The 22,373-nt window shown below is 46.1% G+C and carries 16 protein-coding genes; 4 read left to right on the top strand and 12 right to left on the bottom strand.

The window, feature by feature from the left end:
• Positions 1–2: 2 nt before the first annotated feature.
• From AC1DXC_RS18545 to AC1DXC_RS18560, 4 genes are all read right to left on the bottom strand, one after another.
• The gene (locus AC1DXC_RS18545; protein WP_477460667.1) at positions 3–1,931 is read right to left on the bottom strand and encodes a DUF3857 domain-containing protein; all 1,929 of its coding nucleotides are present in this window, start codon (positions 1,929–1,931) and stop codon (positions 3–5) included.
• 1 nt (position 1,932) lies between these two features.
• Positions 1,933–3,858: a DUF3857 domain-containing protein gene (locus AC1DXC_RS18550; protein ID WP_477460668.1), complete on the bottom strand. Its 1,926-nt coding sequence runs from the start codon at positions 3,856–3,858 to the stop codon at positions 1,933–1,935.
• Between the two features lie 36 nt (positions 3,859–3,894).
• The gene (locus AC1DXC_RS18555; protein WP_477460669.1) at positions 3,895–5,820 is read right to left on the bottom strand and encodes a DUF3857 domain-containing protein; all 1,926 of its coding nucleotides are present in this window, start codon (positions 5,818–5,820) and stop codon (positions 3,895–3,897) included.
• Between the two features lie 118 nt (positions 5,821–5,938).
• Positions 5,939–7,897, bottom strand: coding sequence for a DUF3857 domain-containing protein (locus AC1DXC_RS18560; protein WP_477460670.1), 1,959 nt, complete (start codon positions 7,895–7,897; stop codon positions 5,939–5,941).
• A 128-nt stretch (positions 7,898–8,025) separates the two neighbouring features.
• Between AC1DXC_RS18560 and AC1DXC_RS18565 the strand changes: the two genes are divergently transcribed.
• From AC1DXC_RS18565 to AC1DXC_RS18575, 3 genes are all read left to right on the top strand, one after another.
• Positions 8,026–9,396 carry a DUF1800 domain-containing protein gene (locus AC1DXC_RS18565; protein WP_477460671.1) on the top strand — a complete coding sequence of 457 codons (1,371 nt, stop codon included), beginning with the start codon at positions 8,026–8,028 and terminating at the stop codon, positions 9,394–9,396.
• Between the two features lie 12 nt (positions 9,397–9,408).
• Complete coding sequence (locus AC1DXC_RS18570; protein WP_477460672.1) at positions 9,409–10,608, top strand: DUF1501 domain-containing protein; 1,200 nt, start codon at positions 9,409–9,411, stop codon at positions 10,606–10,608.
• A 277-nt stretch (positions 10,609–10,885) separates the two neighbouring features.
• The gene (locus AC1DXC_RS18575) at positions 10,886–12,739 is read left to right on the top strand and encodes a PAS domain-containing sensor histidine kinase (protein ID WP_477460673.1); all 1,854 of its coding nucleotides are present in this window, start codon (positions 10,886–10,888) and stop codon (positions 12,737–12,739) included.
• A 124-nt stretch (positions 12,740–12,863) separates the two neighbouring features.
• Here AC1DXC_RS18575 and hisS read toward each other — a convergent pair whose 3' ends face one another.
• From hisS to AC1DXC_RS18610, 7 genes are all read right to left on the bottom strand, one after another.
• The gene (gene hisS / locus AC1DXC_RS18580) at positions 12,864–14,375 is read right to left on the bottom strand and encodes a histidine--tRNA ligase (RefSeq protein ID WP_477460674.1); all 1,512 of its coding nucleotides are present in this window, start codon (positions 14,373–14,375) and stop codon (positions 12,864–12,866) included.
• Between the two features lie 276 nt (positions 14,376–14,651).
• Entirely contained in the window at positions 14,652–15,326 is a 675-nt protein-coding gene (locus AC1DXC_RS18585; RefSeq protein WP_477460675.1) for a YiaD family glycine zipper/OmpA-like lipoprotein, read from the bottom strand.
• Between the two features lie 217 nt (positions 15,327–15,543).
• A complete protein-coding gene (locus AC1DXC_RS18590) occupies positions 15,544–16,872 on the bottom strand; it encodes a sensor histidine kinase (RefSeq protein WP_477460676.1) in 1,329 nt (442 codons plus the stop codon).
• Positions 16,873–16,876: 4 nt separating this feature from the next.
• Complete coding sequence (locus AC1DXC_RS18595) at positions 16,877–17,560, bottom strand: response regulator transcription factor (RefSeq protein WP_477460677.1); 684 nt, start codon at positions 17,558–17,560, stop codon at positions 16,877–16,879.
• A 6-nt stretch (positions 17,561–17,566) separates the two neighbouring features.
• Complete coding sequence (locus AC1DXC_RS18600) at positions 17,567–18,478, bottom strand: hypothetical protein (protein WP_477460678.1); 912 nt, start codon at positions 18,476–18,478, stop codon at positions 17,567–17,569.
• A gap of 24 nt (positions 18,479–18,502) precedes the next feature.
• Positions 18,503–18,853, bottom strand: coding sequence for a hypothetical protein (locus AC1DXC_RS18605; protein ID WP_477460679.1), 351 nt, complete (start codon positions 18,851–18,853; stop codon positions 18,503–18,505).
• 158 nt (positions 18,854–19,011) lie between these two features.
• A complete protein-coding gene (locus tag AC1DXC_RS18610) occupies positions 19,012–19,938 on the bottom strand; it encodes an FAD:protein FMN transferase (protein ID WP_477460680.1) in 927 nt (308 codons plus the stop codon).
• A gap of 234 nt (positions 19,939–20,172) precedes the next feature.
• Between AC1DXC_RS18610 and AC1DXC_RS18615 the strand changes: the two genes are divergently transcribed.
• Entirely contained in the window at positions 20,173–21,282 is a 1,110-nt protein-coding gene (locus tag AC1DXC_RS18615) for an acyloxyacyl hydrolase (RefSeq protein WP_477460681.1), read from the top strand.
• Here AC1DXC_RS18615 and prfA read toward each other — a convergent pair.
• Positions 21,279–22,352: a peptide chain release factor 1 gene (gene prfA / locus AC1DXC_RS18620; protein ID WP_477460682.1), complete on the bottom strand. Its 1,074-nt coding sequence runs from the start codon at positions 22,350–22,352 to the stop codon at positions 21,279–21,281. The genes AC1DXC_RS18615 and prfA overlap by 4 nt on opposite strands.
• Between the last annotated feature and the right edge of the window lie 21 nt (positions 22,353–22,373).

Below are 22,373 nucleotides of genomic sequence, written 5' to 3' on the forward strand. Positions count from 1 at the left end.
ATTTATGCCTTCTTGCGTATTACCAGCTTTTTATTTTGCGCCCGTGCCACATTATCCATGTATTGCTGCATCTCGGCATATTTTGCCGCAGGGATTACATGGCTATCGAGATTGAATTTAGTGGTGCCCACTACCTGGTTTTTTGCGGCATCATACACATATTTCACTTCGTAATTGCCATAGCTGAATTTTAGCGTTTGGTTTACCGGCAAAGTTTCTACCTCGAAACCAGCGGGCAAATCTATGGTGGTAACGCATGACCGCTGCGAGGGGTACTTAAAGAAAAAATCCGATTTACGATTATCCAAGGCAGGGTAGGTAGTTTGCCAAAGATCAAACACACGCGGTTTGTAAAACTGTTTGTTGCCGGTGATTATATCGCAAAATTTCTCGTACTCCAGGGTCAGTTCTACCTCATCGGTACCATCTTTGTCCGTTAAAGGCTTAAACTCGAACGCCGATGGCTGTTTGATATTGAGCGATTTTATCAGGTATTCCTTTTGGTCGTCGGTTTTTTCGGAGGCTATCTCCAGGTATAGTTCGCGGAATTCGCCCGTGCTCATCAGCTTCACGGTTGCTTTTGCGCCGCCATCGGCATCCAACACGATGTGTACGCTGCTGTTGAATTGGTTATCAGCACCGTTGCTACGGGGCGTTTTCACCAGTTTGCCGCCATCTTCGGTTATCAACAGCGCGTTCCGGTTTTCGGTAAATGGCCCAAGCTTACCAAAAGTTTGCGTATTGCTGGTACACTCCAGCCAGGTGGTGTCGCCTTTAAAAGGTACACAAAGTATCACATGATTGAAAGTGTTGGCGGCAAATGCAGGATTTGCCGGCTCTGCATTTGCACCGGCATTAATAACCGCATAGCACGATGGTATATTGACCGCTTTGAGCAACGCATACATGTAATTGGATAAGGCCTTGCAATCGCCGTATTTTTTGTCGTCTACAAAAGTTGCGGGGAAGGGCTTCAATCCGCCAATGCCAAGTTGTATACTCACATAGCGCATGTTTTTCTGCATAAACTCATACAAAAACCGGGCTTTTTCTTTGTCAGTTGCCAGGTGAGCTGTCATTGCCCGTATCTCTTCTTCGCGTTTTGGGCTCAGCGTACTTACATCTGTTCTCAAGGCTTGTATCCAATTGCCAAAAGTTTGCCAACTGCTAAAGTCTCCGGCTTTACCATCATAACTAAAGGTGTTATCTACGAAGATAACCTTGGGGAAAACCTGCCATGCCGCAGCGTTGTCTTCCAGCTTAACGGCCTTTATGTTATTGGCTATCCAGGTATAGGTCTCCAAGCCATCCTGCGTGGTTTTGATGGGTTTGATGATTGTATTGCGACTACTATACCTAAAACCAGCTTCAGGGCTTACGGTAACCGAGCAGATAGAATTCTGTGTAGCTTCCTCGTTTGCCTGCGGCGTCCATCCCCCTAAATTTAAATAACTGTTTGCACTGGTCTCTAATATAATTTCTATAGTGCAAGGGTACGAAGCCACTGTATGCCTGATAGAAAGCACGCGATCATCGGTTACAATAGTACTCCCGTCGGTAGCGGAGTGGTCATACATATCGCTTTTGCCGTACTTCTTCAGCTTTAAACCGGCAGCATTGTAAATGATCATCTGAAAACCGTTAACGCTGTTGAATTTATCGTAGCCCACGCCAAATTCAGCGTTGTGGTCGCCTTTTTCGTTTAGGATGGTAACTATGCTGTGGTATTTGGAAGTAATCTTGCCCGCCCCTTTAACAACGTACTCCTGGTACTCGTAACGTGTAACCGCATGCGCATCCTGCTTAAGCGAATCGGGGATGGTAGCGGCAATATAAAGCTCCGGCAGGATTGATTTATCCTGTGCCGACGCCCTCGCCGTTAAGTAAAGGCTTGCTATTAACAGTATCCCGTAAAATTTAAAATACCTCATATTACGATTTTTTTAGCACGATCTGCTCATTCAGCATCTCGTACATTTTTTTATAAAATTCAAAAAACTCCGGATAGTCTTCCTTGAAGAATATCGACTTTTTATGCTCCACGCTGTACCGTACTATGATGGTGCCTTCTTGCTCGGCCACTATACGTTTAAAAGTTATGCTACCATCGGGCATTACCATGGAGGTGCTTTTGGGGAGCGACTCTACCTTGTACCCAGCCGGCATTTTGAATGAGCCTACCAGCGCATTACTTTTATGGTAGCCAAAATCCACATCGGTAAAGCGACTGGTGGCCAAAAACGGGTTCTTTTTTGCCAGGCCGAATATATTGGGGTTGAAATAAATATAATTATCATCGGAACCGGCCAAATCCTGCGTAAAATCAATCGCCTCGCCAAGCGGCAGCGTATCTACAGCCATATTCTCGAACTTAATTGCCGATATACTTAAGTTGTTATCGTTATCGCGCAAAAAGTCGAGGTACTTCTTTTCGCCATCGGCATTGTATTTGTCCAGCGCATTAACCCGCTCATAATTATAATCGGTTATATTGGCCGTACCGGATAACTTACCACCGGCCTTTATTTCACCATTTATTAAAACAGTCTGCCTGGCGGGGTTTTCGTTTTGCAGGAATTTTATGTCATACACCTTATTCCATTTATCCAGCATGAGCCCAAAACCATTAAGCATATTAGCGGGCACCTGGTTATAAACACTGTATTTTTGCGCAGCATCGAGCACATAGTTTTTATCGTCGTCTATAGCCACATAGGTAACCAGCGTATTGAATTTATAGAGACTTGGATACGCCGGGTTTACCTTGCCATTACCCTTGGTGCTCACCAGCATAAGGAAAGCCCTGTCGATACCGGCCTTCCGCAGCAGGCGGCAAACCATAATATTCATTTCGCTGGAGTTGCCCGTCTTTTTGTCCCAGGCCTTGCCAACGCCCTCGTAGGTGTACAAAAAATAAATTTTATCCCACTTTACCATGTTTTTTACTTCGTTGAAAATATAGGCGATCTTCTCATCGTCGGTTTTTAAGGCCTTCGCTTTTTCAAGTATTGCTTCTTCGCCGGTAAGCTTTTTATCCAACTGTACCCCTAATCCCCTGTCAAAAACATACTCGCCAACCTTATTCCAGGTGCCCAAATAGGTGCTTGAGAGGTAGCCGGGGGCATCAAAGGAAAGGAATTGGAAAAGTATTCTCTGGCAATTATCCTGGCGCGAGGTCATGTATGGCTCGTCGGGTATAGAAGGTATATTGGCAATCGCCCTCACCTGCGTACCGTCGTTTGATTTTTTGTCTACCACGTAAGGCTGATAGTGGCTTTCGAGATTTTTATAGGTCAATTGATCGGGGATGGTGGTCTCCAGTTCGCTGTACCGGTTCGGCAGCCTGCCCTGAAAATACCAATCGGGGAAATTACCTACGTTGTTTGTAGTAACCTCGTACTTATACTCCAGTACACACCCTGCTTTCACCTTAGGGAAAGAGAAAACTATCGCCATACGGTCATTGTCAACTACTTCGGTAAATATCTGTTTCTTGTCTACAGGGGTTATTTCAATAGCGCCATTAGTTTGATCGATGGTTTGCGCCTGCAAGTCTCCAATGGTTTCCAAATGCCCAACGGAAAAAAATTCTATCCTGATATCGCCTTCGTTTTTAGCATTATCGTTGAATATCTTTATCCGTTTGTGCCTGTTTGTTTTCAGATTTCCGGTACGGTCAAAGTAAACGGTTGCCTTGTCAAACAACACCATGGCATTGGCATCCTTTTCAAAGTCGCAGTATTTTAGCTCAAGATCGGCCTTATCTACTTTGCCAAAGGGTTGCGTGGTGGGGATAGTTTGTGCCTTAACCGTACAGACAAACAAACCAGCCAGCAGAAGCATGAAAGTCTTGTTCATATCAATTGTTAAATTAGGTTAGGAGTTTTCAATTTTTTACGATTTCTTAAGCACAATAGGCTCGTTCAGCATCTCGTACATTTTTTTGTAGAATTCCTGAAAATCGGGGTAGCTCTCTTTGAAATAAATGGTTTGCTTTACATCTATCATGAAACGTACGGATACGCCCCCACCCTGCTCGCCAACTATACGCTTAAAGCTGATGCTGCCATCGGGCATTAACATACTTACACTTTTGGGCAACGATTCTACTTTGTAACCCGCTGGCAATTTATACTGCCCTACCAGCATAAAGCTCTTGAGGTAACCAAAATCTACGTCGGTAAATCGGTTTGCAGCCAGAAACGGGCTCGTTTTTGCTTCGCCCAGTACGTTGGGGTTAAAATAGATATAGTTTTCGTCGGACCCGGTAAGGTCGAGGCTAAAATTTATAGCTTGCTTAAGCGGCAGGCTATCTACGTCCATATCTTCCAGTTTCAGCGAAGTTATCCTGAGGCCGTTGTCGGCACCGCTCAAAAACTCGATGTATTTTTTTTCGCCGTCGGTTTTGTACCGCTCCACAGCGCCTACCTTACGGTAGCCGTAACTAACCAGGTCGGCAGTGCCTGTTACTTTGCTATCGGGCTTTATCTCGGCAGCTATTATGGCAAAATGTTTTACTGCATTTTTGTTCTGCAGAAAAATCATTTCGTAGTTTTCCGCATCCTTATCCATGGCCAGGCCGAGGGTATTCAGCACGTTAGATGGTACCTGATTGTACAGGTTGTACTTGCTGCTGGCATCAAGCACATACATTGTTAAGGTATCTACCGGTATATAGGCCAGCACGTTGTTGAATTTATACGAGCTTGGGAAGCCGGGGTTTACCTTGCCATGGCCACGGGTACTTACCAGCATAGGCTGCACCTTTACGCCCGATTTTTTGAGCAGGTGGCACAAAATCATATTTATCTCGCCAGAGTTACCGGCTTTTTTGTCCCAGGCTTTGCTAACGCCATCAGTGGTATATTTCTCATAAGAGCCGTTAAATTTCATGGCGTTTTTAACTTCGCCAAAAATGTAAGCAATTTTTTCGTCCGTGGTTTTAAGGGCTTTTGCCTTGTCAATAATAACGTCCTCGCCGGTAAGCTTTTTGCCCAACTGGGTGCCGAGGTCTTCGCTCTTCATCATATTATAACCTACCTTGGCCCAGGTGTCAGAAAAATTGCGGGCATAGTAGCCGGGTATGTTTATGCTAAGGAGCTGGAACAGCAGTCGTTCGCAATTATCCTCGCGCGATGTCATGTAAGGCTCATCGGGGATGGATGGGATATTGGCAATGGCCCTTGTTTTGGTACCGCTGCCTTCTTCTTTGTTTACCGCCCAGGGCTGGGTGCGGGTTTCCAGGTTTTTGTAGTACAGTAAATCTGGTACGGTAGTTTTCAGTTCGCTGTAACGGGTAGGCAAATGGCTTTGAAAATACCAATCCGGGAAATCGAAAACGCTGGCAGCCGTTAAGGTGTATTTAAACTCCAGCACCGATCCTGCCTGCACATTGGGGAAAGAGAAAACCAGCGCTGAACTATATTTATCAACGGCTTCGGTAAATATCTGTTTTTTATCAACCTTAGTGATAACGGGCTTACCGTCAACCATATTGATGGTTTGGGCCTGCAGCCCGGTAATGAACTGGGAGCGATCCAGGCTAAAATACTCTATCCGGATATCGCCTTCGCCCTTACCGTTGGTGTTGAATATTTTGATGCGTTTGTGTATGTTGGTTATTATCTGGTACTGCGTATCGAAAAACACGTCGGCTTTATCGAAGAGTACCATCGCGTTGGCATCCTTTTCAAAATCGCATGCTTTCAGCTGCAGGTCGGCAAGGTCTATTTTGCCAAAAGGTTGAGTGGTTGGGGGCGTTTGCGCTTTAACGGTTATGGCAAGCAGGCAAGCCAGTAGTAAGGTAAGGGTTTTAATCATGTGATAGCTAAATTAGGATTAGGCCGAACGAATATAACACCTGCCGATGAAATTCCGTAATTTATTACGAATAAAAAAAACGAATTACTTCAGTTTTTTCTTTTCGTAAGGCTGGTTATCAGGATTTTTTGAGCACGATAGGTTCGTTCAGCATTTCGTACATTTTTTTGCAGAAAGCGTAAAACTCCGGGTAATTTGCTTTGCTGTACACGGCGTTTCTAAAATCGACACTGTAGCGTATAACAATATTTGAGCCATCGCTGGCCACCACACGTTTAAAAACAACGCTGGTATCAGACATCATCATGCTAGCCCCCTTTGGCAGCGCATCTACCTTATAATTAGCCGGTATAACAAAGGTGCCGCTGATGAGGTAGTTGTTATGATAACCAAATTCTACATCGGTGCTGCGGCTTTCGCTGAGGAAAGGGTTGGTGCGTAGCGAACTGAATAAGTTTGCGTTGAAGTAAATGTAATTCTCATCTGCGCCTGTCAAATCCTGCGTAAACTCAATATCCTGCTTAAGCGCAAGCGTATCGATCTCGATATTATCCAATTTAAGCGAAGTGATTTTTAGTGCGTTATTATTATCGGTTAAAAAATCTGCGTATTTTTTCTCGCCATCAGTTTTATAACGCCCCAGGCTGTTGATACGGTTGTAGCCAAAGCTGCTTATACTTGCTGTACCAGCCATTTTGCCGCCCGGTTTAATTTCGGCGTTTATTAAAACTACCTGCCTTACAGGCTCCTCCTTTTCCAGTTCTATGATATCGAAAACGCTCTTATCTTTATCAATATACAAACCCGAAGAGTTTAATAGCGAGGCAGGTGTTTCACTGTAAATATTGTATTTGCCGCTTGCATCTAATACATAGGTTTTACTGCCAAGGTCGGCGTAAACAACAGCTTTGTTAAACTGATACAAAAAAGGGTAGTACCGGGTAACTTTACCATGGTCGCGGGTGCTTACCACCATCGGGTAAACAGGCAACCCTGCTTTTTTTAGCAAATGATACAAAATCAGGTTTATCTCTGCCGAGTTGCCTGTTTTCTTCTCCCATGCTTTCACGGTACCGTCGTTGGTGTACCACCTGTTGGCGCCATTCCATTTCATGGCATCTCTTACCGTGTTAAAAATATAGGCTATCTTCTCGTCGGCGGTTTTGTATGTGGCGGCTTTGGCTATAATAGCCTCTTCGCCCTCCAGCTTGCGTTTAAGCTGTTGGCCAAAATCGGGCTCATCGGCCAGTATGCGTCCAACTTTAGGCCACGAGTCGGCAAATGTCCTCACTACCCCGCCGACAGGTTTTACCGAAACCAAATGGTAGGTGAGTGATTGCAGGTTATCTGCGTATGACGACATGTAGGGTTCATCGGGCAACGAAGGTATATTGGCCAGTGCTCTTAGCGTCTTTTTCAACCTAAAGGTTGTACCGAATACGGTACGGGCATCATCTGTCTCATTGAACTTCACCAACTGCTGCTTAAGATTCGATTTAATGCTAAAAGAAAGCTGCTCGGGCATTACAGTGGTGAGTTCATTATAGCGCGAGGGGATCATGTCCTGAAAATACCAATCAGGGAAGTTGACTATCGAATTGGTATTGAGCACATACTTATACTCTATTACAGAGCCCGACTTAACATTGGGCATGCTAAATACTAAAGCCGACCGGCTTTTATCTACCACTTCGGTGTAGATGAGCTTCTTATCCAGTTTGATAATCTCGGGTTTGCCATCTACCAGGTTTATGGTTTGCGCCTGCACGCCGTTGATGTATTCTAAATGGTTGCCGCTAAAGAATTCCACCCTTATATTGGCCAAATCTTTACCCTTATCATTAAATATCTTGATGCGCACGTGCCTTTCCATCGACAGGTCAAAATTTTCGTCGTATGCTATTATGCCCTTATCGAACAAAACCATGGCGTTGGCCCCTTGCTCAAAATCGCAGGATTTTAGCTCCAGGTCGGCAACATCAATTTTTCCGAAGGGTTGGGTGGTGGGTTGCGTTTGCGCTTTGGCAAAAGTACACAGGCACGATAGCAATAGGGTAATTAAGGTTTTGGAATTCATAACAAGGGCTTGGTACAGCGAATATACTGTACACGGAGCACATATGCTATCGCCTTATAATTTTTAATTAAAAATAAAAAAACTAAACCCTTTTAGTCCACAGCTGTCATACTGGTATGACAGCCAACATGAAGAGCATCCGGCATTTATATGCACGGGCGGGCTTTGGCCTTAGGTTTGAAGATTTGAATACCCTTGGGAAGCTATCTGTAAAAGAAGCGGTAGCAGCTTTGTTCCGTGCATCAGAAAACAGCGAGCCTGCCACTATCATTGCCGGCAACATCAACTACAAAGATTTTTTATTGGCCAATGAGGGCACCAAGAAGATGTTTCTGCAGGAGCAGCGCCAGCAGGAAAAAGCCCTGAATATTGATTGGGTGAACAAAATGAGCAGTACCGATGCGCAGTTGCGCGAGAAGATGACGCTGTTTTGGCACAACCATTTTGCCTGCCGAACTCAAAACGCCTGGTATGCCCAACAACTGAATAACATACAGCGCAGCAACGCCCTCGGCAATTTTAAAACCCTGCTGATGGAGGTATCGAAAGCGCCGGCGATGCTGCAGTTTCTGAACAATCAGCAAAACCAAAAGAACCACCCCAACGAAAACTTCGCCCGCGAACTGATGGAGCTTTTTACCATTGGCCGCGGCAACTATACTGAGCAGGACGTAAAGGAATCGGCACGGGCATTTACCGGCTGGAGTTTTAAGAAGGATGGCAGCTTTGTGGCCCGCCCCCTCCAGCACGATACCGGGCAAAAAACCTTCCTTGGCAAAACCGGCAATTTTGCAGGCGAGGACATCATAGATATGCTACTCGCCAAAAAAGAGACGGCCCTCTTCGTCTGCAAAAAACTGTACAGGTACCTGGTGAACGATATACCCAACGATGCGCACATCAACGCCATGGCTGACATTTTTTACAACGGCAATTACGAGATAAGGCCGCTGTTGCAATACGTATTCACTGCCGATTGGTTTTATGCAGATACCAACATTGGCAACCTGATAAAGGCACCGGTGGAGTTTATAGTGGGGCTTAACCGCCAGTTTTATATTACCTATCAAAACCCCGATGTGGTGTTACAATTTGAGCGGGCCCTGGGGCAGGTGCTGTTTAACCCGCCAAACGTAGCGGGCTGGCCGGGCGGTAAAAACTGGATAGACAGCTCATCGCTGATGTATCGCTTAAAGATACCCTCAACCGTGCTTAATGGCGGCGTAATTGAGTTTAGCGGCAAAGTAGACCCGGAGGACGAAGCCTTTATAGCCACCACCCGCAAACAAAAAGAAGCAGTAATCACAAAAATACAGGCACAGGCGGATTGGGGAAGATTGCTGAACAGCATACCCCATAGCACGGGCAAAGTTGCCGTAGCACAGACCCTGTTGGCAGCACCGTTGACCGCCGGCATTACGGAAATCATTAATAAAACTACCGACATAAAAGCGTTGGCGATAGAACTGGTATCGACACCGGAATATCAATTATGCTAAAAACATATCAGTATGAAACGCAGAGATTTTTTAAGAGGTTCGGCATTGGCATCGGGAGCATTTTTAATCCCTTCATTTTTGAAACCATTGGAAGCGATGGCCATGGGGCAGCTCTCCGGCTATAAGAATTTAGTGGTGATACAGCTATCTGGTGGCAATGATGGGCTCAACACTATCGTGCCCTTCGGTAACGACATTTATTACCAAAAACGCAAAACCATTGCCATACAGCAGGCCGATATAATCAAGCTAAACGATATGCAGGGCCTCAACCCCAACCTCGCTGCCCTAAAAGAAATTTACGACCAGGGCTGGATGAGCGTCATCAACTCGGTAGGATACCCAAATCCCGATAGGTCGCACTTCCGTTCAATGGATATATGGCAAACCGGCAGCGATGCCAATCAGTTTTTAACCACCGGCTGGATAGGCCGCTACCTGGATTCTAACTGCGCCACTTGTAACAACCCTTATACCGCCATAGAGGTTGATGATACGCTATCACTCGCCCTCAAAGGCGCGAAAATGAAAGGCATAGCCGTAGAGGACCCCGGCAAGTTATACCAGGCTACCCGGCAGCCATTTTTTAAGCAATTGGTGCACGGCCACGACGCTGCCCACCTTAACGAGGATAACCTGGGCTACCTTTATAAAACCATGATAGAGACCTATTCATCTGCAGATTATATACAGCAAACCTCAAAAACCTATAATACCACGGCCACATACCCGCAAACGCCATTTGCCAATCAGCTTAAAAGTGTGGCTAAATTCATCAACTCGGGCCTGCAAACGCGGGTGTATTATGTATCGCTAAGCGGGTTTGATACCCACACCGGCCAGCAGAATCAACAGGGCCGCCAGCTAAAGATTTATGCAGATGCTGTGGCGGCGTTCGTTAAAGACCTTAAACAAGCCAACAAGCTGGATGATACGCTGGTGATGACCTTCTCTGAATTTGGCCGCCGCGTAGAACAAAACGCCAGCAACGGTACCGACCACGGCACCGCCAACAACATCATGCTGTTTGGCGGCAAGCTAAAAAAGGCCGGCATATATAACAATGCCCCAAACCTGGCCCAACTGGATAACGGCGACCTGAAATACGAGGTGGATTTCCGTTCGGTGTACGCCACGCTTTTAGATAAATGGCTGAACGTAAGTAACAGCCAGGTGCTTAATAAAAACTTTGTGGGGTTGGATTTTGTGTAGGTAATTTTGAACTCACAGGCAGCGATGAGGTTGAAACCCGTGCTAGACCTATCTCTCAATCCCCCTTTACAAGTGAGAGAGGCCGCCCGGCAATAGTCTCAAAGCAGCAGCGTGTTGGGTCTAATCGCCAGCCCCTCCCGGCCACTTACCCTCTCAACTAACCGAAAATCACCCTCCTCCTCTGCTATTTTATAATATATTTGCGCCTCTTTGCCGTAATTAACGCTATTATCGTATTTTACATAAAAATTAAATAGCCGTAACCAACCCCTGCCTAATGGAGGATATCTATAAAATCATTCTGGAAGAAACACTTGCCGGCTATTGGGATTACTACATTCAAGAAAATAAGGTAATCTTAAGCCCGGTTTTTAAAGCGATGTTTGGCTACCAGGACGATGAACTGCCCAACACCACCACCACCTGGGCCAACCTTATATTACCCGAAGACAAGGTACTGATGGATAACTGCGTTAGCGGGCATTATAAAAGCCATGGCGTAAACCCCTACAACGTTGACGTGCGCTACCGGCACAAAAACGGCAGCATAGTTTGGGTAAATAGCACCGGCCGGGTAATTGAGTGGGATGGCGATACGCCCCTTCGTATGGTGGGTTGCCACTTTGATATTACCCAACGCAAAAAAGCAGAGCAAAACCTGGAGATAAGCGAAGAAACTTTTCGGAATGCTTTCGAGCATTCTTCCATCGGCATGGTGCTGGTTTCTACCGAGGGGAAATTCATGAAGGTAAATAAGAGTATTTGCGATTTGCTTGGCTATACGCGCGAAGAGCTGCTGGCCAAAACCTTCCAGGAGATAACCCATCCTGAGGATTTGGAAGCCGACCTTACCCTGCTGCAAAAAACGCTGAACAAAGAAATCAAGAACTACCAGCTGGAGAAACGCTATTACACTAAATCCGGAAATGTTATTTGGATAGTGCTCAACGTATCTTTAGTGTTAGGGCAGGATGGCGAGCCCTTGTACTTCGTATCGCAGATAAAGGATATCACCGCCCGAAAGGAAGCCGAAGAAGCCCTGCACGAAAGCGAACGGAGGTGGATATTCGCATCGGAAGGTACCGGTGGCGGCCTATGGGATTGGGACATAAAAAATGGTACTATCTATCACTCAGAACAATGTTTGCGGATGATAGGCATGGAAAAAGAGGGTTTTGGAACCAAACTTGGTGAGTGGACCAGTCGTGTACACCCGGCCGATAAAGCAAAATACATAGCTGATTTAAAAGCCCACCTGCGCGGAGAAACCGATATCTACACAAACCAGCACCGGGTTTTATGTAAGGACAATACTTACAAATGGGTGCTGGACCGCGGCAAGGTAATGGAATACGACGGCGAGAATAAGCCCCTTCGTATAATTGGAACCCATACCGACATCAGCGACCAAAAAAACAAGGAACAGCAATTACGCGACACCTTAAACCTGGTGAGTGGGCAAAACAACAGGTTGCTGAATTTTGCCTACATCGTATCGCACAATTTGCGCACGCATGCCAGCAATTTTAAAATGATAATGGATGTATTGGGCGACCCGATGACCGAATCCGAGGAAAAAGAGGAGCTATCAGGGCATCTGCTGAAAGTATCGGAACAGTTGAATGAAACCATCGCCAATTTAAACGAGGTGGTATCGATACAAACTAATATCGACATCCAAACCAGTAAGCTTAACCTGCGTACTTATTTCGAAAAGGTCACCGAATTGCTGAGCAATGACATTGCGATGTGGAAGGTAGATATTGACAACCGGATTCCGGCAGACTTCATTTTAACCTATAGCCCGGCCTACCTGGAGAGTATCATCCTTAACCTGGTAAGCAATGGCATCAAATACCGCTCGGCAACTCAGCCTCCAAAAATCGTCATTGATTATTTTACCGAGCCCAATGGCGCATACGGCTTTACAATTGCCGACAATGGCGTAGGCATCAACCTGAAAAAAAATGGTGCGGATTTATTCGGCATGTATAAAACCTTCCACGGCAACCGCGATGCCAGGGGCATAGGGTTGTTTATTACCAAAAACCAGGTGGAAGCCTTTGGTGGTAAAATAGAGGTAGAAAGCGAGTTGGGTAAAGGGACTACTTTTAAAATTTATTTGGGGTAACCTTATTTTTCTGAACTCGAATTTGGGGGAATTAACGAATTTTACAGAATTGCTGCACCAACACTAAGGCTTTCTGGAAATTCATAAAATTCGTTTAATTCGAGTTCAGACAAATGAGCTCAACCTAAGCCCCAAACCTCGCCAAAATGGCTTCTGCACTTAACTTTTCCTGTTCGCCGCTTTGCATGTTTTTAAAGCTGAGCAAGCCGCTCTGCATCTCGTCGCTGCCGATAAGGACAGTGTAGGGTATCTGCTTGTTGTTGGCGTATTCCATTTGCTTTTTCAGCTTGGCACCTGCCGGGTAAAGTTCGGCACTCACGCTATTGTTACGCAGTTGCTGCAACAATGGCAAAGCATAAGCTTCAGCCGCAGCATCGAACCCGATGATGAGCACCTGTGTGCTTTGCTCTGCCGATGCCGGGAATAAGTTCAGTTCCTCCATCACATCATAAATGCGGTCGGCCCCGAAAGAGATACCTGCACCGGTTAAGCCCTTCAGTCCGAACATGCCGGTAAGGTCGTCGTACCTGCCGCCGCCGCCAATGCTGCCCATGGCCACTTCGTTGGTCTTCACTTCGAAGATAGCGCCGGTATAATAGTTCAGGCCGCGTGCGAGGGTAATGTCCAGTTCCAGTGTAGCGCGCTTTAGCGGTGTGTATTGCAGGTAGTTAAAAACCGTTTCCAGTTCGTCGCAGCCTTGCAGGCCAATCTCAGACGAGGCCAATGCCTCGCGCAGCTTTTGCAGTTTCTCCGCGTTACTACCTTCCAGCAAAATAACGGGCTTCAGTTTATCAATATCAGCCTCGGTAAAGCCGCGTTCCAGCAGTTCTTTTATCACGCCATCCAGGCCTATTTTATCCAACTTATCAATGGCTACGGTGAGGTCAATTATACTATCGTATTTATCTATTACTTGAGCGATCCCTGATAGAATTTTTCTATTGTTTATTTTAATGGTGAAATCCTTCAGCCCTAGCAGGCTTAAAGCTTCATCGTATATCATCACGAATTCGGCTTCATTCAGCAGCGAGGCAGAGCCGACCACATCCACATCGCACTGGTAAAACTCGCGGTAGCGGCCTTTCTGCGGCCTATCGGCACGCCAAACAGGCTGCACCTGGAACCGCTTGAACGGGAAAGTGATTTCGTTTTGGTGCTGCACTACGTATCGGGCGAAAGGAACGGTGAGGTCGTAGCGGAGGGCTTTTTCGGAGATAACTATTGCAAATTTATTATAGTCAATACATTCATCAACAAATTTTAATGCCAATTCTTCGAACTCTGGTTTACGCTCAGCAACCGGGTCAACAATCCCCTCGTCATATGCAGGCTGTCCTTTTCCTTCACGTACCTTGGCTTGAAGATAGTCACCCTCTAACGCGGTAAGCTGCTTAAATGCGGGAGACTTAGAAAAATAGTCCCCGCTGTTCAATACCTTAAATATCAGCTTATCCCCCTCATCGCCATATTTGCCGGTTAGGGTGCTTAGGTTCTCCATAGTAGGCGTTTCAATCTGCTGATAGCCATACTTGCGGAACACGCCTTTAATGGTATCGAAGATGAAATTACGTTTGGCCATTTCGGCCGGAGAAAAATCGCGGGTGCCCTTGGGTACAGATGGTTTGATGGATGCCATGGCGCAAATGTACAAAAAACAAGGTTAAGCTAAACTGATTCCGGGGAACGGCTTTAAATCCCGCCGTCATGCCGAACTTGTTTCGGCACCCCACACGGCAGGTATGCGGCATACATGGCGGATTTGCATACTGGCCACTTTTATGATGGGGTACCGAAACAAGTTCGGCATGACGTTTTATTTTTTTTGAGCCAGACTCAGTTAAAAAAACAAAGCCCTCCCGAATGCTCGGGAGGGCCTATGTTAAAACTATTATTTATCTGTCTTATTAAAAGCTTATTGGGTACGCGCCTGGCTTTTCATTTGCTCGTTGGCTACGATTACGATTTCTACACGGCGATTTTGTGCCTGGCCATCAACGGTGCTGTTATCGGCAATCGGTTCAGATTCGCCTTTACCAGATGTAGTTAACCTTGAGCTTGCAACGTTACTTGCGGCTATAAAAGCTTTCACGGCTTCGGCCCTGCGGATTGAAAGAGCCATGTTAAGCGCATCGCCACCGGTATTGTCGGTGTGGCCCACAATCAGGATGTTTGTTTGCGGATTATTCACCAACGATGCTGCAAGGTTTTGCAGGTTGGTACGGGCAGCGGCCTTAAGGTCCGACTTATTGATATCGAATAAAATACCCGAATCGAATTTCACCAGGATACCTTCGCCTTCGCGGATAACGGTTGCGCCCGGCACGGTTTGTTTTATTTCGGCAGCTTGCCTATCCATGTTACGGCCAATAAATGCACCGGCTGTACCGCCAACGGCACCGCCGATTATAGCGCCCAGGGCAGTGTTACCAGCTGCTTTACCAATAAATGCACCTATGGTACCACCGGCACCGGCGCCAATGGCAGCGCCTTTTTGTGTTTTGGTTAATGAGTTACAGCCGCTGCCGATAACGCCTAACGAAGCTATTGCAATACTGAAAGTAGCTATCTTTAATTTTAAAGTCTTCATGTTGTATATAGTTGTGTATTTGGTTAAACACTTGCAAAGCCGATGCCAAACCCCGCGTTTGGCAGCAAATCACAAGCATTATCCACCAGGCTTAAAAAACCATACCACAACTATAGTTTTTTAATTCAAGGGAAAGCCAGAAGGTAAAAATGGCAGTTGCCACAAATAATCTCTACAGCGACTGACCGTAATTTAGGACAAAATTAGCTAAAAACGCCTATTGCCTGATAAGCTTTGCCGGGATGATGAGCGTAAAGGTACTGCCTACGCCTTTCTCCGAACGCACCTGCAGCTCTATTCCGTGGAAAGCCGCTATCGATTTTACGATTGGCAGCCCCAATCCAAAGCTATCCTGCTTAGGCGATTGTTTTATTTTTTTGAACCTGTCGAAAATGTAGGGCAATTCATCTTCGGCGATGCCTATGCCGGTATCGTTTATGCTGATAACGTAATAATTCTTTACCTTTTCGCCGTTTACAATAATGGAACCATCGGGCTTATTGTACTTAATGGCGTTATTTATCAGGTTGAACAGCAAGTTGAACAGCAAAAATTTGTTTACGTTAACCAGTGCGGCATCCTGGCTCAGTGCCAGCGCGTAGCCTATGTTTTTCTCCTGCAGGCGTATGGATATCTCTTCATACAAATCCTGTAGCATATCCGTTAGCGATATCTCGTCTTCCTTCAAAAACTGCTCGTTCTCTATCTGCGATATCAACAAGAGCGTTTTGGTAATGCTCTTGAGCCTGTTCAGTATTTTCTGCATCTCCAGCATGCGCACCTTCATCTCATCGTTTATATCCTCCTGCTGAAACATATTCTCGATTTTGGATTGCAGGATAGAGATTGGGGTCATCAGTTCGTGCGAGGCGTTGGAGATAAACTCCCGCTCTTTTTGGAAAGCATGCTCAATTGTTTCGATCATCTTATGGATGCTGAGGTCGAGGTGCTGAAAATCGGAGGTAGTGGTTTTCACCTGCGCATACGAGGTAAAACTGGGGAACTTGGCGCCAACCAGCTTGGTACGTATAATGCGGCTTAAGGGCGCGAGGATATAGTTAGAATACACCTGATCGGCCAGGATGGTGAGCAATATCATGCCCAGCAATATCAGGAAAGCGATGTTTTGCAGGGGGCCGGTGGTATCGTCTATGGTTTCGGTGCTTTTGCCAATTTCCAGCAGGTAGTTCTTTTTGCCAACTATAAAGGTATGGCTCAGGATGCGATAATCGATAGTGTCGCGCTCAACCGAGCGGCGTTCGTTTTGTATGGTATCGGCGTAGTAATCGGGTTCCGCTTCATCCAAACTAATATACTCTTCCTTTAGCGGCAGGTAGCTGCCGTAGCTTTGCCCATCTTCTATATAGGTTTGGATGCCCTTCTCCTTTACTATCTGCAGCAGCTTATCCTTTTGTTTAATGAGGCGGTCGTCGGTATAGTTGCGATTGATGCTTTCGATAATGGAGGGCAGCAAAAGCACAAAAAGGGTTACGATTACCAGTTTTGATAAGGCATTAAACAGCGTTAGTTTGGTTTTTAGCTTCAAATGCTTAAACGTTTGTTTTTATGCGATAGCCCAGCCCGCGTACGGTTTCCAGCCAGTCGGCAGCGGCAAAGGCACCCAGTTTTTTACGTATATTTTTGATGTGGGCATCAATAAAGTTGCTGTCGTAATCGTCGTTCACTACGCTACCCCAAATGTGCTCGCTCAGCTGTGCACGGGTTAAGGTGCGGTTCTTATGCAATATCAGGTAAGCAATCAGGTCGAACTCTTTTTTAGTAATAGCGCTAACCGCATTGCTCATGTAAGTGATGGTGCGGTCGGTAAGGTTTACTAAAAAACCATCAAGATCTACTACCTGGTTTACCAGCCCGAATTTGCGGCGGGTTATGGCTTGCATGCGGCTTTGGAGCTCTAACAGCGAGAAGGGCTTGGCCAGGTAATCATCGGCACCCAGGTCAAGGCCTTTAATACGGTCGTAAACTTCGGCGCGGGCGGTAAGGATGATGCAGGCTGCTTCCGGGCGACTCCTTTTGGCCTCTTTAAGCAAGTCTAAACCTTCATAATCAGGCAGGCCAAGGTCTATCAGTATAAAATCGTAGAGGTTTACGGCAATTTTTTCAGATGCCGATGCGCCGTTGAAGCATAGTTCGCAGATATAGTTGTTCTTGGATAAGAACAGCTCCATCTCGTAAGCCAGAGCTTTTTCATCCTCTATTATTAAAACATTCATCGGGCATCAATAAAAAACGTAATAAAATGTAAGGTTGTAAAAAGATTCGCGGCGGTTGAGCAGGGCTCCCTCCACATTTACCGGGATAGAATATTTGTACGAAAACTCCAGCGTGTAATGCGGCCTGTTGTACGATACGGGTATCTTGAAGCTGTAATTGAGCATGGTGAATTTGGCGTTGGCGCGTGCCCCCGTCGCGTTCTGGTTGCGGATATAGATATTGTCGGCCTCAAGCTGGTACTTATGGTCGATAGAGTATCGCTGTACAAAGTTTTGCGTACCCAATATAAAGTTGAACGATGGGTTGATGGAGAGGTAATCCTGGTCGTCGAAAATACTCCAGCTGCTCTCCCAGTATTTGGAGTTGCTGACAGTGGCAAACACATCGTACGATTTACCGAAAAGGTAATCGGCCACCAGGCTGGTTTTCGCGAAGCCCCAATCGTACGAGTTTTTGAAGTTGATATCGTTGGATGAGGCCGACTTGATGATAGCCGATTTGTTATTGAAAATAAACCGCGTATAGCTTAGCGTGCCCGTAAAGTTTTTAGACAGGCGGTAGAAGTACCCGCCGCCAACGTCAATCTCATCAACCAAAGGCACTTCGTAACCTAATACCTTCAGTGCCGATCCATATATAAAAAAGCCCGATTTGTAGTTAACTACCAGATCGGCGGCCAAAAAGGGATATTTTTTGGGGCCTGTGCGGCCGAAGAATAGCGCATCGCTACCATAATTTATCCCCGCCGAAAGCGAGTTTTTGCGTACGATAACATTGGTATCGGCAACGGCTTTGGCAACGGTATCTGTATCGGCTACCAAACGGGTTTGCAGGTCTGCAAAAGGCGTAGGCTTTGCCACTGCTGCGTTAAACGCATTGCAACTTATTACTAAAACTAATATGCCGAAGTATCTCATTGATAAAACGCGGTAAACTTAGTATTAATTATTGTTTCTTCTGGGAATTTCGGGTGGCCGCTCCATGCCATCGGGCCGTCGCTGCCGTTTAGGCTTCACTTTTGGCTTGCCGGTAAGCGGGTCTATTTCTTCCACTTTTTCGGGCTTAGGTTGTTTTTTGGCCTTGGCTACCTCTTTTATTTTCTTTTTCTCTTCTTCCTGCTGCCGTTTTTTGTCTTTGTTAGTGGTATCGCGCTGTTGTTGAAAAGCCGGGCGCGCGTCTATATGCATGGCACCGCCACGAAAATTATGATTGCTGCTGATATTGGAGCTGGCAGATAAAAGGCGTGGTGCGGATATCAACAAGAGTACAATATACAAAAACCACTTTATCATTTCAGAAGGAAAACAAATGCGTTATTATCCGCATAAACAAAACCCAGGGGCAATTGCCTACATCAATAAATAACAGCAGAGGGTAAAAATTAACTTATATAGAGGGCTGGTTAGTAATATTGGTAAATATATAAATAGCCTATTGAGCTGCCAAACGCTTAGGCCGTTAATTTAATATCTTTTGATGTGTAAACCCGGGCATGGTCATCAATAATGATGCAGGCCATTTGATTAAGTTTGTTGATGAGGTATAAACCGGCGTTTATGCCCATGGCAATAATAGGGGTTGCCATGGCATCGGCAAGCTCAGCACCGGGCGTAATAATGCTTACGCTTTTTATTTTGCTCACTGCAAAGCCGCTATCGGGGTGGATGTTGCCCGCAGGTACAGCACCGCCGGTATAATTAAGTTTTTCTGAATTGAAGGAGGTAGCGATAGCCATGTTGCTGATGTTTACGTCTGCAAAAGGCTTCCCGGCTTGCGACGGATCTGCTGTGCCAATGGTCCACGGTGTGTTATCGGGCTGCAGGCCCCAGCTAAGCAAATCGCCGCCGGCATTTATAACGCCGCTGCTTACGCCTTCCATCTGTAACATATATTTTGCCCTATCGGCAGCGTAGCCGCGGCTTATGGCGCCCAGGCCTATGCGCATGCCTTTGTTCTTTAAAAACACGGTTTGTTTTGCGGCATCAAGCACTACGTTTTTGTAGTTGGTGAGACTAAGCTTGCGTTTTGCTGCCTTGGTATCGGCATCGGCAATTTGGTTGGCGGGGTAGGTAACATCAAAAGTACCGTAAGTAAGCTCTGATATTTGCAGTGCCCTATCAACCAGCTTAAAAATTTCGGCATCTACACGTACCGGGCGTATGCCGGCATTGCGGTTAATCTCGTTCAGTTTGCTTTCTTCAGTAAAGGTGCTCAGCAGTTTCTCAACGCGGTTTATTTCGTTGATGGCGCTATCTATGCGCTCATTGGCCCAATCGGCATCATTAGCCACCAGGCTTATTGCAAACCCATTACCCATCAGGCGTACTTCGCGTGCGAAAATTGTATTGATACCTGTTAAATTTTTTACTGCCAGCATATGCTTCAAGATTACGTACCGTGGTGATTAGTTGCAGCCGCCTTAAAAAACAGGGCAAACGCCTAACCTAACATTGCTAATGTAGCGGGGCATTATGAAATTGGGATGAAAACGCCGAGAAATGATATTAAATCATTATTTTGCACCAGCGATATATATAAATATTACAATATATATTTCATACCTGATTATCTTAAACAATTAAACCGGCCCGCCAGAACGGGCCGCCTATTTATGAGAAAACTCGCCCTTTTTGCTTTGCTGCTGTGTACGTCCAAGTGTTTAATGGCCCAAAACGGCAACAAGGCAGAGCTAAACGGCCTGGTGGGCTTAAGCTCGTTCACCGCAGAAAAATACAAGCTGCCGGGCCGCCTGCTTGGGGCGGAGTTTGCCTACCACTTTGATATGGCAAACAACAAAGCACCATACATCCGCATTTTGAATATACAAGCCATTGATGTAGTTGGCGGCATCCGCAGCTTTAACAATGTAAGCGTGGTAGATAGCGTGTCTACAACGCATCCGATAGGCCATGTTTACACGGTAATGGGGCGTTTAGAGATCCCTATTGTAAAACTCGGCGGCACGCGCCTGGTTTTTGCCCCGGCATTGGGTGTTGCTTATGCTACAGGCACGTACTTTTCTAATGGCAACCCGCTTATTGGCAGCCACATTAATTTGTGTACACAAGCGGGGGTGTTTATTTCAACCCCACTGAGCCAAACCATTGCTATAAAAGGGGGAATAGATATTTTCCATTACTCCAACGGCGCGGTGCGGGTGCCTAATAACGGCATCAATACGGTTGAGGCCTCATTCGGCCTTATCAAAACGCTGAACACACCTGGGCCGCAAACCAGCAGCAAAGCTTTCAGCGAGTTTTATAAACATTCTTTTGAAATAGGGTTTGATGTAGGCCGGCGCGGGATACAAAAAGCCGACGGAGGATTATATAAGACAGGTTTTTCTGCGGCGTATAACTACCGCGTAAGCCCGGTCCTGAGCTTAAAGGCTGGTGGCGATGCGGTTTACTACTACACCCTCTACCACCCAGATAACGACCCCAAAACAAATCTGGAGCCTACCTACCAGTACCACGGCACGTCGTATGACAGATGGCGTTACGGCCTAAGCGGCGGTGTCGATTTATGGATGGGCCGGTTGGCTATTATGGCCAATTATGGTTTTTACCTGCACTATAAAAGCACCACCAATATCAACAGCTATTGGACCCCCGGCGTAAAGTATTATGTGCTGCCATGGATGGCCCTACAGGTTAAGGCCTACATACATGGCAGCGACTGTGATTATTTGGGTGGAGGCTTAATTTTCCGCGCGCATTAAGCGGCGGTGCCTTCTTTTAACCTTTCGGCGTTCTCTGCAAACTGCAAGGCTTCCATTATCTCCTGCAAGTCGCCATTCATTACACCGGCAAGGTTGTATATGGTTAAGCCTATGCGGTGCTCAGTTAAGCGCCCCTGCGGGTAGTTATAGGTGCGTACCTTGGCACTCCTGTCGCCAGTGGCTACCATGGTTTTGCGTTTCTTGGATGTTTCTTCCAGGTGCTTTTGCAACTCCATTTCGTAAACACGTGAGCGTAAAACGCCCAAAGCTTTATCGTAATTTTTTAATTGAGATTTCTGATCCTGGCATTGCGCAACAATACCTGTTGGGATGTGCGTTAAACGCACCGCAGAGTAGGTAGTATTTACCGATTGACCACCCGGACCAGATGCGCAGAACAAATCCTTACGGATATCGCTCACCTGCAAATCAATATCGAACTCATCAACTTCGGGCAGTACCACTACCGATGCTGCCGACGTATGCACGCGGCCCTGTGTTTCGGTATCGGGCACGCGCTGTACGCGGTGCACGCCACTCTCGTATTTAAAGTTGCCGTAAGCATCCTCGGCATTTACGTTAAACACAATTTCTTTATAGCCTCCAGCGGTACCTTCGGTATAATCTACCAGTTCGGTTTTCCAGCCGCGGCGTTCGCAATAACGCATATACATACGGTACATATCGCCTGCAAACAACGCTGCCTCGTCGCCGCCCGTACCACCACGTATCTCGATAATGGCATTTTTAGAATCTTCAGGGTCTTTCGGTATCAGCATCAAACGGATTTTTTCTTCCATCTCATCCTGCCTGGTCAACAACTCGTCCAATTCCATTTTAGCCATCTCGCGGAACTCCTCGTCCTTCTCGGTAGCCAAAATTTCTTTATTGGTATCAATGTTGCTCATAATGTTTTTGTAAACATTATACTCGTCAACAATTTTGGCAAGGTCTTTATATTCCTTGTTCAGCTGGGCAAAGCGTTTCATGTCGCTCATAGCGTCAGGTGTGCTCAACTCGGCTTCTACGGCTTTCCAGCGCTGGTATATCAGTTCTAATTTCTCTAACATTTTATTTCGAAAATCAATGGC

Source organism: Mucilaginibacter sp. P2_D11 (assembly GCF_056404435.1).